The sequence below is a fragment of the Burkholderia sp. PAMC 26561 genome, from assembly GCF_001557535.2.
Taxonomy (GTDB): domain Bacteria; phylum Pseudomonadota; class Gammaproteobacteria; order Burkholderiales; family Burkholderiaceae; genus Caballeronia.
The window spans coordinates 56,421-70,620 of sequence record NZ_CP014311.1 but is presented as its reverse complement, the minus strand read 5'-3'; the positions used below and the strand labels follow the sequence as shown (position 1 = coordinate 70,620).

The following is a 14,200-nucleotide window of genomic DNA, read 5'->3' as shown; positions in this document are numbered from 1 at the left end:
TAAGCAGACGTTTACCTACACTAGAATCACTGAAACGCAATCGGGTGTTTGCGCAAAAACAAGATTCGGAGGTAAGCATCATGAAACTCTCAACCCTCATCGTGGCTGCAGCCCTTGCAATCCCCGCTGTGTCGTCGTTCGCTCAATCTAGCCAGGCACCTGTTACCCGCGCTCAAGTGAAGTCGGAGCTGGTGCAGTTGGAAAAGGCCGGATACAACCCGGGCACGGGCGACCGCACGAGCTATCCGGTTCAAGTACAGGCAGCGGAAGCCAAGGTGGCCGCCCAAAACGACCAATCGAGCTATGGTGGGGTTGCTGACGGTACGTCTGCCTCGGGCAGCTATCACGCCCCTGCGCACACCGGTGCCACTGCCATGGATCCGGTCTACCGCGCCCTTTAAGGCGACTGCGCAGTCTGGTTTTGACCGAAAAAAAAGGCTGCTGTCGATACCGACTGCAGCCATTTTGCTTCTTCAGGACCTCCCCCATCGGCTTAGTTGCCGGTGGATTGCCCAGCGCAAGTGCCTGGGCTTTTTTCCGTTTCCTGTATCGGTTTCGCCTCGTGTGCTCAGCATGCCGCCTACGCCTTTATTAACCGCGCGTCTGCGGCGTACACATTTAGCAACACCTGTAACGAAAAGTAAGCCGAATGTGGGGAAGCCCACACAAGGCCGGGTTGGGAGTCAACTACTATGCGGTTGCTGATCGACAAAAAACGCCCGACGATAAAACCAAAAAGCAGAGGCAGCAGGTCAGTTACGAGAGAAATACCGCCAAGGCGGTAACGGGGGTTCCCACCTTGGTTTGAAGGCCCGGCACATGTCCGGGCCTTTTTCATTGGCGCCTAAGACGCCCGTTTGGTGACGCGGATGGCGTACTCGTTACTCGTCACCAAATGCATCCTTCGCGATCATCGTCCTCACGCCCACCGGCACGGTCATGTCGACACGTTTGCTCCACTCGTGACCGGCATCAACCGAAGACAGCTCGATTAGTACGTGGACAGTGTTGTCCGAGTTAAAAGTCAGTACGTTGGTATCCACATAGAGGCTGTCGGCGGTCTTACTCGGGACGGCAAACCATGATTCCGTCCGATGCACCTGAACCGCGGCTTCCTCGGTTGTATGAAGGGTCGGGATGCCAACATGGGTGTCAAACTGGTATTGAATGTGCCGAGGCCGAGCGTTCTCGCGCGAGCCGTCGATAGTCATCTGCACCACAGCCTGCTCAAGGTTCTTGAAGTCACGCCACTGGCCATTGACGCAAGTAAGCAAAGCGGTCCCGGCAGTGCCTTCGGTCAAAAAGCCGTTCGAAGGGCATGCATCCCCCGCGGACACTTTAGCGGTAGATACGGTGCCAACCGTATTCACGAGACCGATGCTCTGACCGTCGGCGGCCGTGATTCTGGGCCTAGCTGTCTCGGAAACCGTTGTGTCCTGCACAGCTATAGACTGCGCGCAGGCGAGCGTCACGTAGCAAAAGGAAAACGCGATTAGGAGTAGTTTTTTCATCTGTGATTTTGTTTTAGCGATTGCCGGATCGAGTCGATTGACTAAAAATTTCGAATGCATTCGCTCGTGCGTTTTCGCCGGTTTATGCGGCTAAAGAACGTCGCGTGTTTGCATTCTTGAACAAGAGGCCTGCGGCCCTCGTAGACAGGAGCGATAGGGCGACGAGGGCAGCTACAAGGAACGCAAAGGATGACCGCGACGCGGATTGAGCGCGCACTACGTTCTCTCTTTGCTGCTGGAACGCTATGCGCCGCTTTTCCATCTTTTGATTCAGCTCGTTAATCGAACGGAACCCATACTGCGTGAGAACAGTTTCCTGCTCGTCCCCGGTCAACCGCTCTACTATCTGCAACGTCCGCATATCTTTCGCGGCGTTGGCCGCCTCGCCAACAATCGCTAAGGTGGCGGCGGAGCTCGTGGCGAGGGATGTGAGGGCGATTGCGGAGCCAATGGCAGTTGCTCCTGCCGCCACGACTAAAGCGGCGCCGATTGCCTTCTGTCCAAAAATCAGTTTCTGTTTCAACTTTATTCCTTGTTTTGTGTAGCACTTCGCTTATTGAACTTGCTATGCAGCAAGCGCCGAATCAGCGGTCGCCTCGATTTGCGCTTCGGTCACAAACCTGGACGCAAAATTTTTGGCCGTGCCTGAAATCATCAACGACTCGCGCGCGCGGGTCATCGCTACATAAAATAGCCTCCGCTCCTCGGGTTCAGTCGATTTGGCATCCGGCACGATCGTCTCTTCGGAGCGTGCGATCCACACGTGATCCCATTCCAGCCCTTTGGCGCTGTGCATGGTAGTGAGAATCAATGCGCCGGGCTTGGCCTGGTTGTTCTCCTGACGCATGAACAGCAGCCGTTCGGCGAACGTTCCCGAGAGCCTTGAAAGAACGTCGTACGTCGATTGAATCGCACGAATCGCTTGCTCTTTTTTTGCGTACTTCAACATCCACTCGCTGACCCCGGAGAGCGTCAACGAGTAGAACTTCCGATCGCAGAGCCCGCGCCATTCGGCAAGCCGCTTCATGAATTCTCGATAGTTCGTTGCTACGTCTTCGGGCAAACCCAAATCAACCAGATCGGCCCTGCTGCGCTGCTGAAGTTCGACACCCATGTCCGCGTGAAGCGCCCGCAGTTGCTCGGCGCGCAAGCCGAGGTGAGCCAGCACCGAATCCAGCCCGGTTTCCTTCACCCGCTCAACGATCTCGAGCAGATTGCACATGAGCGCGCCTTCCGGCCGACTGAGCACCGAAGATCCCGACGCACGGTAATACTTCACACCGTGCGACCGACAAACAGCCTCAAGTGGATCGAGAATCCGGTTTGTTCGAGCGAGAATCGCGCAGGACTGTTTCGCAGTAAGCAACGGTCCGAGTGTCTCGACGGCGGCAACGGCCTCTTCATACTCGTCTGCGTGCCGCGACGCCGCCACCCGGCCGCCTACACCCTTCTCGGCGCGCAAAACCTTTGAGATGCGATCGACGTTGTTGCGGATAAGGCGATCGGCGGCCGTCAAGATTTCGGAGCGACACCGATAGTTGCTCCCAAGCACCACCGGTTTAGCGTCGAACTGCTTGATGAATGCTTCCATCCCCCGGTAGCCCAGCGCTTCGCGAAACGCGTAGATGCTTTGATCGTCGTCGCCAACGACCGTCACAATCGAACCGGCCTTCGCATGTAGCTCGATCCAGCGGTATTGAAGGGGATCGGTATCCTGAAACTCGTCAACGAGGAGAAAAGTGAAGGGATACGGAAGGATTGTTCCGTTTTCCATGCCCTCGACTGCCAGACGCAGCATGTCCTGAAAATCGATCTTGCCGTTTCTCGCCAAAGCGTCTTGGTAGGCCGCGTACAGTTGCCCGTCTTCGCTTTGCGGATCGAATTTGCCGAAGTTCGTCTTGATCTTTTCGATCGTTGGAATGACGTCTTCTGCCTTTCCTTCCCGCCCTATCTCCTGCATCACCCGGATGAGCAATCCAAGCCGGTCGCCGTCGGACGCGATGTCGAGTGGCCGGCTGCCCGGCCGCTGCAACTGCTTATATGCAAGTGAGTGGAAGGTTCCAGCTATCAAGCGTTTCTTAACCGCCTTGCCGGCGGTAGCAAGGATGCGGTCGCGCAGCTCGAGCGCGGCATCTTTAGAAAAAGTCACCGCGCCGACCATCACAGCGTCTTCCTGAAGCAGGAGCGCCGCCTTGGTCGCGATCGTTTTGGTTTTGCCCGCGCCAGGACAAGCGATCGCCACGCAGTTCTGGCGCAACTGGGCGACTTCCCGTTGCTGGGGGTTCAGTTCGTCCAGCATCGCGATACCCTTACAAGCCGCGCACTGTCGTCATCAGGCGGAGGTGCGTCATGTAGCCACGCAAGCCCAACGGGTTGAACTTCTTCAGGAACCGCACGGTTTCGTCGTCGACGTCCGACTGATCGCGAATACCGTTCCACACCATGAAGTCGTAATGATCCATGGCTTTGTCGAACTTCATCAGCGCGCTCAGGATACGCATCGAAAACCGCGAGTAGGCTTCGACCTCGATCTCCAGCGCCGGCATCGGAATGGTCGGCTCGAACACAAAATCGTTGGCCGCGCGAAGCTCGGCTTCCTTCGATACACGATAGCCTTCGGCAACACGGTGCTGTTCTTCGACGTATTCTTCGAGCGACTTAAGCTGCTTGTCGAAGAAACCATTCACGGTTTCTTTGTTTTCGCTGCCAAATGTGGAATTGCCGAATCGCTGCATGTTGATGCTCATGCGGTTCAGGTACGGCCACCACTGTTCGAAAAGCGGCTTCAGCCGTGTGTGGTTCAGGCGTACATGCGCCGATACGACGGCGGCACCAGACAACTGGCGATCAAGAAGTTGACGGCCGATTTCGCGGCGGCGCTTGATGATGGCGATGCGTTCTTCGCCGGGCAGGTCACGAAACAGCTTGCGGGTCTTGGCGACTTCGGCGCGTTTCATGGTCGCGTCGTCTTGGGAAATCACGCCTTCCTTTTGCAACCGGTCGGCGTCGGCCTCCATTTGGGTCAGCTCAAGCTCCAGCTCGCCGTCATCGGCGCCGTCACTGACGGTGGCGGGCGTCGGAACGCTTGCTAACAAAACGGGTTCCAAAACCGCGCCGTTATTGGCGGCATTCTTATCGACTAGCGTTTCTGCAACAGTGCTCATTCGGCCTCTCCTGGCGGGCATGTGCCCGTTGGTGGTTGGAAAACAAGGCGCGCGGAGCGCTGCCCGTGATTGCCATTGTTACGGGACGTCGGGGATAGCAGCATTGAAAACACGCGCTATTTCGTACGGCTTTGTTCGGTTGGCCCTGCATCGGGCGGGAGAAGTGCCAAGTTGCAAAACCAACAACTTGTACTCACTGGGCTAATCGGCAACCCCCAAAAAAACAGGAGGGGTTATACGGCGTATAACCCCTCCTGAAGAAAGCTCACGGTTTTCGTACGTCTTTTCGCGCTAATCCATACAAAACCCTTTCTATCTGGCAGATTGGAACGACTCGGCTGCCTTCCAAAGCAAGCCGCCTAGCAATGCTGCAACGACCAGCCAATATGCGGCAATCACGGGAATCGGGACAACAAGAACACCGAAAAGCGTTCCGAGAACCATTAGAAGACCATGCCCAGCCAGATGAAACGACAAAGGACTCACGAAGCCTGCCGCAGATGCTTTTATTTTGCGCCGGGCGGTTCCGTCGAAGAACATGGCTATAGCGAAAAGAGCCGTTCCCACGATCCAAAGCTTCATGACCATCGCCCGATACATCATGCGATAGACAAGCAGCCAAAAATTCTCCGTCCACGTATGAGCGAAGGTTGAAAATCCGCCGTCCGTCATGCCGCCAACCGGTCCCGAGGCGGCGAGCGTCCTGCGCAGCAAGCCGTTTTCGACAAACGACCGCCTGAATAGTGCGTTAGCCGAGCGCGTAGCCTCGTCTGCGCGATCGACACCTATCGATGCGACCAACGAAGCCGTTTCCGCCTCGGGGATCTCGAATAGCGAGCGTTCTGGAATGGCCGGCATCACCGCGATGGCGAGCACCGGCACGAGCAGAAACCAAACTTTGAGGTGCGAGCCGAAGCGACTAGCCATGATGGAAAATCTGCAAAAGGATCAGTGCCGGAACCGAGACAAGGGCAAACAGACCCAGCCAGAAGAAACCAGGCCGTCGGTCTGCAATCGTCGCAAGCGCATAGCATCGGGCAGGGGCACCGACCGAAAACTCCGCCGGTGGCATGGCCCCAGGTTCGTCAAATGCGGCGACAGTATCCAGCGCCCGCCGCGCGGTGCGTTCATCAACGCCCGACAACTTCGCTATGATCGAAACGGTGAGCGACATCATATTCCTCGAAATAAACGCGGAAAGCTTCGCCTTGCAGCACGCGCGAAGCGAGTTGAAACGCTGCTGTGCGCTCCGTAATTTGTTCGGGACACCGTTCGTCGATGGTCTCGAACTCACAATTCGCGTGGCGTTCTTCGAACAGCGGAATCGGCTCGAGCATCGGCGACCAAACGCTCAGCTTTTCTCCGCGCTTGGCGACATAGCGACGCGCGTATAGCGCCTTTGCGGGCTCGAAGAGACCTTGCATGAAGGCGATATGCTGATCGCCGCTACGCTTGGCGCGTTTAAAACCGCTCAATGCGGAATCAATCATTTCGGCAGCCAGCGGCCCTTTGTCACCGCGGAACCGCTCGCCAACGAAGTCGACCACGCGGGAACACGCGAGCTCAAGTTCGGGTGCCACATTAAAAACCGGGATGAGCTTGTGCGACAGCTTGTGGTCGCGAATGATGTTTTTGAATGCGACAGACATGGTCTTTTTTATTAGCCTTCGATGATGGGAATACGACCTTGATACACCGCACCGCCCGAGATGCGCATAAAGTACTGCAGATTCGGCAAACTGTGAATTAAGCGCATTGGGATAAGTGGCGCCTTTTCGAGTTGAAGGGTGCGTGACTGCGAGCCACTGAACTCCATGGCGTGCGACTCGGTCGTGGTGTTCGTGCTGTTCGAAATATTGACCACGCGGATCGCCGTTTCACCGACCTTGTCCGAAAACCACTTAGCCGTGTCGCTGTCTTCAAGCCTAAGGATTATTTGGTTATTCAGGTTACCCAAAACCTGCAGCATTTTTGCAGCGTTTCCGAGCTTCGCTTCAAGGTCGGCGCGCGCCTGGAACGCGACAAACGCCTTAAACCCAGCTCCGCGACCCTTGTTCAGGATCTGAATCACCTGTTCGTTGATGGCTTCTGCGATCTCGTCGATGATCAGGACGACGTCGGGCTTCTCGGCGTAGAAGTTATAGATCGAGCCGCAAACCGCCGCAACGTCCGACAATGCCATTGAGGCGATCGCCTTCTGCACAATGTTATTCGAAAGGGAATCGAGACCCATATACAGCACGGCTTTTTGCTTGATGATTTTGTCGATATCCCATATTTCGCGCTCGTCGTCAAAATCGTCGGCTTTTGGCGCGAGCATCAACCCGGTTTCGCCCGTGGCAAGCATCTGGAGAAGTGGTAGTGCCGAGGCGATAATCCGCATGTAGTGCTCGCGGTCATGAGTGTGCGTCGCGATTAGACCATCGAGCGTTTCATGCCCGCGGTCCACCGAGGCAAACCGGTCGATGTAAAGCTTGGCCATTCCGTCAACCAAGGAAACATCATTCTTGCCCTTCGTTGCTTGCTGAACGGTCGAGCTTACGACCAGCGTTTCCCAATCGGGCAGGCCGTGCTCAACGAAGAAGCGGCGTAAGCAGCGGTCTAACAGCGTGCCAATGCCGGATTGCGCGTATTTGAGGATGGACCGCAGATTCGGCTTGTCGCCAACGTACAGTTCACCCTTGACGGCGCGGTCGATAAACAAGAACGCGAAGTCCCGAAACGGCCCCTCTTCCATCAACTGAGCGATTCGCGAGGGAATTTCCGACGGCTGCGACCAATTCTCCAGCGGGTTAAGGCGGATCGACTCTGCCGGTTTCGCCTGATTGAAATAAAGGAATTTCCGGCCGGCGCGCTTGCACTCCTTCTCAACGCGCTTCTTCCAGTCGTCATCGTTCTTCGGATCCACGATGATCAGCACATCCTTGGGATTGTGGATCACCTGCGTGGAGATGACCTCGTAAGTACGAGTCTTGCCAGAACCGGTCGTGCCACCGACGAGCGTATGGCCACCCATCGCCTTGTAGTGAAACGGCACGCGAACCTTTTTGGGTTCCATCCCGTGAATCCAGGAAGATCCCTGAGGCATGCGATCGCGCACGCTGTCTGCCGGCGCGAACACCGACTCAATGCGCGCTTCGACCGCGCGGCCCAACTCCGTCTTGTTCAACCAGCGCGGTAACGAAGGAATATCAGTGGTCGGCATGCGCAGAATATCGTGAGCGATCTGCGTATGCTTCTGCGTCCATTCAAAGCCGGTGCCGAGATACATCGAATCCTCGCGCTCGCGCATGTTTCTCTGCGTAGCGAGCAGCTTGGATATGTGTATCTTGCTCAGCCACTTGGTCGAGATCGCCATGCGAAAACTCAACGCGCGCCAGATCTGCACGCCTCGCATCATCAGCAGCGCCAGGCCGAACAGAGCGAATGCCCAGCTATACGGCATGCCTGACAGAAGAATGCCGACAATCGCCACGGCCCATACCACGGCCGGTCGCACTTCATAGATTGGTCGGAAGTGGTTGATGTAGTTCATATGGCTGGACGCTCCATGATGATCCGCCCCGCTCGTTCCACGATGCAGATGTCGTTTCCGTGCGCCCGCATGAGCAAGCTACGTTTTCTCAGTTGCTCAACCAGCGCGTCGCTTGTCATGCCGTACGCACCAATCAGCCGTTTTTGAACCGTCAACCCCTTTTCTTCCCAGGCAACCTTCGCTTTGCCCGTTGCGACATCGTCCGCCAGTGCCCGGAAAAACTCGCGCATCATCACGGACCCGGAACCGAACAACTCGTCGAGTTCCTTGTCAATGGGTCCGCCGCGACCTGTTTTGGGAGCCGGCACCGTCACCGCCACGGGATCCACGGCGACGGGATTGCCCGCCTCGGAACGAGTCTCACCCGTACTCGGCGACGCTGCCAACGCTTCACTGCGCTCCAATGCGTCAAGCAAGGATTGCGAGAACTGCGGCGTTATCGCTTCCGGACGGGGCCCCGTTGGAGGCGCCGCCGCAATGTCGGGGGATGCCGCGCTCGCATCTACCCACGACACCGGTTTTGCGGCGCTGGGCGAGATCGGAAGTGGCTTAGCACCATCGACGGGAACTACGGGAACTACGGGAACTACGGGAGCGGCAGGAGCGGCAGGAGCGGCAGCGGCTACGCCCGGCGCGGACGCGGGCGAAACACTTGGCGCGACCGGCTGCGGTTGAATCTCAAGGGCGACGTGAACGGCGGAAGGGACATCGAATTTGACAGGTGCAAACACGCCGCGTTGCGCCTTGCGCTCGAAGTCGACCGCCACATCCATGGCTTGACGCACCACCTTGTGCACCAACGCCTCAAACCCTTGGGGAGAACGTTCAGGATTGATGGCGCCAAAAAGATCGGCGAGCACCGCCGTGTCGAGTCCTGAAAGCAGTTCCGCCGTAATAACGGTCTGCGCGAACATTGCCGTGCGCATCCGTTCGCTTTTCAAAGGTGCCATTCGGCGCTCAATGGTGTATCCGCCATTACCAACCCAGGTCCCGAACGCTCCATGCGCGGCAGGATTCCAACGCGTGAGGTCCACAAGCCGCGTGAATTCAAAGTGACGGCACGGCTCGTCGAGTAACGAGCAGGCTGCGGCCAGGAACACGGCGAAGTTGTATTGGGGCTCAAGCCGCCTGCGCTTCTCTGAGGTCAGGTCGGCCGCAAATTTCTGCCCGCCGGCGAGCCGCATCGCGTAGAAAGTCGATTCAACGGTTGCCCTGAACGCCCCGCCCGGCTCACGATGAAGCTCTGGTGTGAGCGGCATTGATGAAAACCACAGTGCGCAGCGCGTCAGCACAGAAAGCCACTTGCGCTCGAACTCGGCCTGCGTGCTTTCATTCGCACACTGTCGAACTAACTCGATGCGCTTCTCGTAGAGCTTGAGCAGTGCGCCAGCGTCAATAGGTTTGTGGATTTCAGACATATTAGAAAAGCCCACCGGTCGCAACCTTGGTAGCCATGCGCACCCCGCCCGTGCCGCTTGCGCCCGCTCCGCCGCCAAAGATACCGGCAAGCTTCGGAATTTCTAAAGAAAGCAATAGCATGAAGACTGAAAGATCAAACACATATCCCCCGTTCAGGGTGGTATGCGCGCCCACTGCGCCCGCCTTCGAAAATGCCGAGGAAACCGCTGTATTAACCAAGCCCATCAAAATCGACACGACGACGATGTACATCCCGGCACTGATCATCCAGTCGAGCCACTTTTGGAAATAACCACGGGTGTACGAGGAACAGCCTAATGCCAACGCGATTGGCCCAACGACAATTCCGATTGCGGCCTGAATCTGGCCCACTGCCGTGAAGTACGCGTAGAAGATCGCAGCGACTGTCATCACAATAAATGCAAGCAGCAAGACCACCGCATCGCCCAATGCCTGAGCCGGATGAGTCAGCGTGCCCCAGACACCGTAGCTCTCTTTCATTCCGTCGAATATTGTCCCGCCAAGGCGTGCCATTTGACCCGCCACATCCGGGCTAGAGCCATTGATCGCAGTCGCGAGGTTTTGGAACCACGTCCAAAATCCCGTCGCCGACGTCGCGTACCCAAGATACAGCGCGAGGAAGATGCCAAGCACAGCGATCTCCTCGAACACTGCGATCCAAGCCGATACCGGATGATGCGTTCCGGCAAAGCGAACGCCTGCAAGAACGATCGTTATCACGCTGAGCGCCCACGCAAATTTGTTCGCCTCGGGCAAGACTTTCTGGCTCAGTGTGACCGCATTCGGAATCAGATTGACTAACAAGCTCGCGATTTGTGTGACCGCGTCGCCCGTGCCTTGGCCAAGGTCACCGGGCTTCGAGATGCTCGCGAGTGCGTTCGCCGAATCTCCAGTGGTTTGGGTCGCCCCAGGCGTGTCGGCCGGTGTTACCAACTGCGCGTGAGCCATTTGAGATCCGAAAGCTGCTAACAACACCAGTGTGATCGCAGCACTTTTCAGTCTGCGCCAACATGTCTCGAAGAGGATATTCATCATCATTGACCCAATACTGTCGAGGTTGCGATCGAGCTCTGATAGGCAGCGCGCTCCTGATCCTGTTTGGACTGCAACGTTGCCCGCGCCGCGTTGGATGCGGTCGCGTCAGCGACCTTGGCCTGCGTATCCACAGCCTCGCTTTGCTGCTTGGCCGCCATCATGGTCAACATGTCACCGTTCTGGCTGGACACGATATCGAGCATGTGTGTCGTAAGTTCCGCGGTCGCTTGCTGCGTCGGCGATAGATTCAACTGATCCTGTATTTCTTGGCGGCGTTTGGCCAAAGCACCAACGTGCGATATGACGTCGTTACCCTGCTGAAACAGTTGTTTTGCGGTCGTGTCGTTGTTTTGCAGCAGCGTGTTCTGGTCGCTCAGCCATTGTTGCGGCGTCTTGCCGGACTGGGTCACAAGCGAGACAACTTTTGTCAAATATTGCGCGTTGCTTTGCAGGCCACCGTAAAGGGACTTCAGGCCATCGGTGTATTTACTCAAGCCGCCAATGTCGCCCGCAATCGTCTGCGCCTGCGAGAGCATTGCTGCGGGATTCAGATTGGTTGCCTGCTTGAGCTGGTTCAGCATCATCTGATACTGATAGATCAAGTTTGTATTCTGGTACACCTCAGACTTGACCGCTTCGGCCGCCGTAATCGTGTTCTTCGCAAAATTTGTCGGATCGAACACGATGCCCAAGGCGTGGGCGGCACTTAACGGTAGCAACGTCATCACGCAAATTGCAGCGAGCCTACCAACCGTTTTCTTCAACATGATCAATTGTCCTTTCGTTGATGGTTTTAAGCGTTTGCGAGCACATCACGCACGTACGCGTCCTGCCAGTTATCCACACGAGAGTTGACGTGCTTGTCCAAAATGGCCTGTGCCCGGCCGTCCGAGCGCAGATACGCGAGCGATTCTTTCGAGAACGTTGCCTGCAGCATCCGCGTCTGGGTCGCCGTGACCCACAGGTAGTCACGGTTGGGGACCGCATTCGCGATCATCTGAATCTGGTGATCCGTCAGCCCGAAGACATCGCGGTACAAGCCCTTGTTGTTGAGCGCGTCGCTATTGGGCAGGTAGATCAGGTTGGGGATGTTTTCTTTCAGAATCTCGAAGTTGGCGACTCGTGCCAGTTGTCCGAGAGACTGTGTTGCCATGAGTAGTGCCGCGTTGAGCTTACGAATCGTGACCGCCCAGATTTCCAGACGGGCGTAGAACTTCGGATAGGTAAAGAAGAAGCCTGCCTCCTCGATCTCGATGACGGTGTAGCGTTTGCCGTCTAGGATCTGAGCGATACGATAAAAGGCGTAATCCATGAAGAGCGCGGCCGCCACGGGATAGTTCTGGAACAAATCCCCCATCTCGATGGAGAGATCGTCAGACAGCGCAAAGCCGTCCTCGACATGATCGAAAAAACGGCCGTTTTTCTGGCCCTCTGTCCACACCTGTAGCCGTTCGCGCAATTCAGCGGGCAAAAGGGTGATCAAGCCTGAGAGGCGCCACTTGTCGGGCGAGTACGCTTCGGCCAGCGTCTTGATGCGCTCGAAGATCTCCGTTTCCTGCGTTGGCGTGCACGTAAAATCTTCGCCCTCGATGACAAGCTTCACCCACTCGGCCACGTACGGCCAATGTTTCGGATCGGAGAGGAGCGACAAAGGATTGACCGACGTTGCTGCTTCGAATCGGCCAGTGGCATCAATGAATCGGCCCCCACCAAGAAGCGTCGGGATGCGGGTCGATCGATCCTTGTCAAAGCGAATCCGGCGCGCGTTGTGGCGTCCGGTCTGCGACATGAAGTAGTTAAGAATGACCGACTTACCGGCTCCGATCGGTCCCACAACAAGCCCGTGCGCCTTGCCGCCCGGGTGATGCAGATCTACGTGTTGCAACGTGCGATGCCGTGTGGGCAGGCAAGTGAGGGGGCCGGTTTTCGTGCCCGATTGCTGCGTTAGCCACTCGTTGACTGTCGAGCCCTCGCCCACGCTCGTGAGTGGCGCGATATCGGAAACCGCTGGCGTCTCGACGAATTGCAAGCGTTTCTGCTGGTCCCATCGACCGGGCAAGGTCGCGCTCCACGCGGCAAACAGGTTTGTACGTTCCTGAATCACACCGAAACCTGCGTTGCCAATTACGCCCACAACCTGGCGCGTCGCGTCTTCGCACTCCTCGGGCGTACTTCCGTAGACGACAACCGAAATATTCGCGAACCCGTACTGCTGCCCTTCTGCGTCGAGTTTGGCCAGCGCCTCGCCCGCTTCCTTCGCGAGCATCTCGCGGCCTTCATCGTTCTTTTGCTCTTCTTTCGTTGCCCACTGCTTCAAGATTGCGATCGGATTGAAAGCGGCGACCTTGTAGAAACCGCGAATCTTTTTGATGTAGGCGCTCGCGCGCGACGTATCCAGAAAGCGGAACATGACGCACACGTCCAGTTCCGCGTCGACTTGCGCCAGCACGTCGAGCGCAGCTTCCTGAAAGCCCATCCATTCCTTCACGCCGATGATGCGCGCGTAGACCTTGCCGTGGGCCGACTCAAACATGAGTTCGGACGCGCCGATCGTGATCTCGGTCTCGGTGAGATGCGTGTCGAGCATCGTGACCGGATACCTCATACGGCGCTTGGGCGTGCTTGGGTTGGCTCTTTGATGCAGAAAAGACAGCGCGTTTTGCAGTTGCAAGCGCTTCATCTTGAGCCGCGTGACGCCGCCAGCAAAGCCGTCGATCACAGCTTCAAAGCGCTTGATTTCATTCTGAATTTTCGTGAGGTCGAAAACGAATGCACTTCGCGCGAGCACCAGGTCTTTCGCAGCCTCGAACATGGCCACCGCCAGATTCTTACCGCCCACGGTCATGTGATAGCCGACCTTATCAAAGATCCGCGAGATGCCCGTTTCCGGCGTGAACGCGAGCGCGAGCGAGTGTGAATTGCGGAAGTACTTGCCGCTGCCTATGTTCGCGCTATTGATGGCATCGATCCGGGCGTCCGCTTTGGACGCGAATTCGCCCGACGTTTCCCCCTTCACCCGGCGATGCGACATGCGCCACCACGCCGTGATCCGGTGGTCGAAATTGCGGCACGCGTGGTCGAGGTTTTCGCGCGCGGCGGTGATGTCCCCCGGGTTTGGCGTGTCGGCATCGATCCCCTCGAACTCGAACACGGTCAGCAGCGACCCGTCCTTATCCAGCACGATCTCTGGCGTGATCATGGTCATCCATGGCGCGATCTCCTGCACCGACCGCTTGGTGAACATGGATTTCAGCATGAGAGGTCCTGATCGAAGCCGTAGGGGCGCTTAAAACGCGCGCTGAACTTGGCATTGGGCCCCGGCTCGTAGACGTCCGGATAGCGGTTGTAGACGAGCATGACGATGCGCCACCATGGGTCGGTCGAGCTTTTCCAGCGCAGGAAAATGTGCACTAGTACGCCCACCACCAGAAAGGAAACGCTCCAACTCGTGTAGCACAGGAGCGCCGTCAGGGTGCCATTGAAAATGGCAAGGCCGCGATCGGCCCCACCCATCT

Annotated in this window: 13 protein-coding genes; 1 reads left to right on the top strand and 12 read right to left on the bottom strand. The window is 57.0% G+C overall.

Annotated elements, in window-relative coordinates:
- Nucleotides 1-80: 80 nt before the first annotated feature.
- The gene (locus tag AXG89_RS33830) at nucleotides 81-401 is read left to right on the top strand and encodes a DUF4148 domain-containing protein (RefSeq protein ID WP_062175081.1); all 321 of its coding nucleotides are present in this window, start codon (nucleotides 81-83) and stop codon (nucleotides 399-401) included.
- 480 nt (nucleotides 402-881) lie between these two features.
- Here the strand turns inward: AXG89_RS33830 and AXG89_RS33825 are convergent, their stop codons facing one another.
- The 12 genes from AXG89_RS33825 to AXG89_RS33765 all read right to left on the bottom strand — a co-directional run bounded on the left by AXG89_RS33825 (nucleotide 882) and on the right by AXG89_RS33765 (nucleotide 14,198).
- Complete coding sequence (locus tag AXG89_RS33825; protein ID WP_062174985.1) at nucleotides 882-1,571, bottom strand: hypothetical protein; 690 nt, start codon at nucleotides 1,569-1,571, stop codon at nucleotides 882-884.
- 22 nt (nucleotides 1,572-1,593) lie between these two features.
- Nucleotides 1,594-2,034, bottom strand: a complete 441-nt coding sequence (locus AXG89_RS33820; RefSeq protein WP_062174984.1) for a hypothetical protein — start codon at nucleotides 2,032-2,034, stop codon at nucleotides 1,594-1,596.
- 42 nt (nucleotides 2,035-2,076) lie between these two features.
- Entirely contained in the window at nucleotides 2,077-3,810 is a 1,734-nt protein-coding gene (locus tag AXG89_RS33815) for an ATP-dependent helicase (protein WP_062174983.1), read from the bottom strand.
- Nucleotides 3,811-3,820: 10 nt separating this feature from the next.
- Nucleotides 3,821-4,675 (bottom strand): hypothetical protein, encoded by an 855-nt coding sequence (locus tag AXG89_RS33810; RefSeq protein WP_062174982.1) that lies wholly within the window; start codon nucleotides 4,673-4,675, stop codon nucleotides 3,821-3,823.
- 312 nt (nucleotides 4,676-4,987) lie between these two features.
- Nucleotides 4,988-5,602 carry a DUF4400 domain-containing protein gene (locus AXG89_RS33805; protein WP_062174981.1) on the bottom strand — a complete coding sequence of 205 codons (615 nt, stop codon included), beginning with the start codon at nucleotides 5,600-5,602 and terminating at the stop codon, nucleotides 4,988-4,990.
- Nucleotides 5,603-5,805: 203 nt separating this feature from the next.
- On the bottom strand, nucleotides 5,806-6,324 hold the full coding sequence (locus AXG89_RS33795) for a hypothetical protein (RefSeq protein WP_062174979.1): 519 nt from the start codon (nucleotides 6,322-6,324) through the stop codon (nucleotides 5,806-5,808).
- Between the two features lie 11 nt (nucleotides 6,325-6,335).
- Nucleotides 6,336-8,210: a conjugative transfer system coupling protein TraD gene (gene traD / locus AXG89_RS33790; protein ID WP_062174978.1), complete on the bottom strand. Its 1,875-nt coding sequence runs from the start codon at nucleotides 8,208-8,210 to the stop codon at nucleotides 6,336-6,338.
- Entirely contained in the window at nucleotides 8,207-9,628 is a 1,422-nt protein-coding gene (locus AXG89_RS33785; RefSeq protein WP_062174977.1) for a TraI domain-containing protein, read from the bottom strand. The genes traD and AXG89_RS33785 overlap by 4 nt, the downstream gene beginning before the upstream one ends.
- Before the next feature lies 1 nt (nucleotide 9,629).
- Nucleotides 9,630-10,598, bottom strand: a complete 969-nt coding sequence (locus AXG89_RS33780) for a type IV secretion system protein (protein ID WP_162916202.1) — start codon at nucleotides 10,596-10,598, stop codon at nucleotides 9,630-9,632.
- An 86-nt stretch (nucleotides 10,599-10,684) separates the two neighbouring features.
- Complete coding sequence (locus AXG89_RS33775) at nucleotides 10,685-11,452, bottom strand: hypothetical protein (protein WP_062175080.1); 768 nt, start codon at nucleotides 11,450-11,452, stop codon at nucleotides 10,685-10,687.
- Between the two features lie 26 nt (nucleotides 11,453-11,478).
- Nucleotides 11,479-13,941 (bottom strand): VirB4 family type IV secretion system protein, encoded by a 2,463-nt coding sequence (locus tag AXG89_RS33770; RefSeq protein ID WP_062174975.1) that lies wholly within the window; start codon nucleotides 13,939-13,941, stop codon nucleotides 11,479-11,481.
- Nucleotides 13,935-14,198, bottom strand: a complete 264-nt coding sequence (locus tag AXG89_RS33765) for a conjugal transfer protein (RefSeq protein WP_062175079.1) — start codon at nucleotides 14,196-14,198, stop codon at nucleotides 13,935-13,937. The genes AXG89_RS33770 and AXG89_RS33765 overlap by 7 nt, the downstream gene beginning before the upstream one ends.
- Nucleotides 14,199-14,200: the final 2 nt, after the last annotated feature.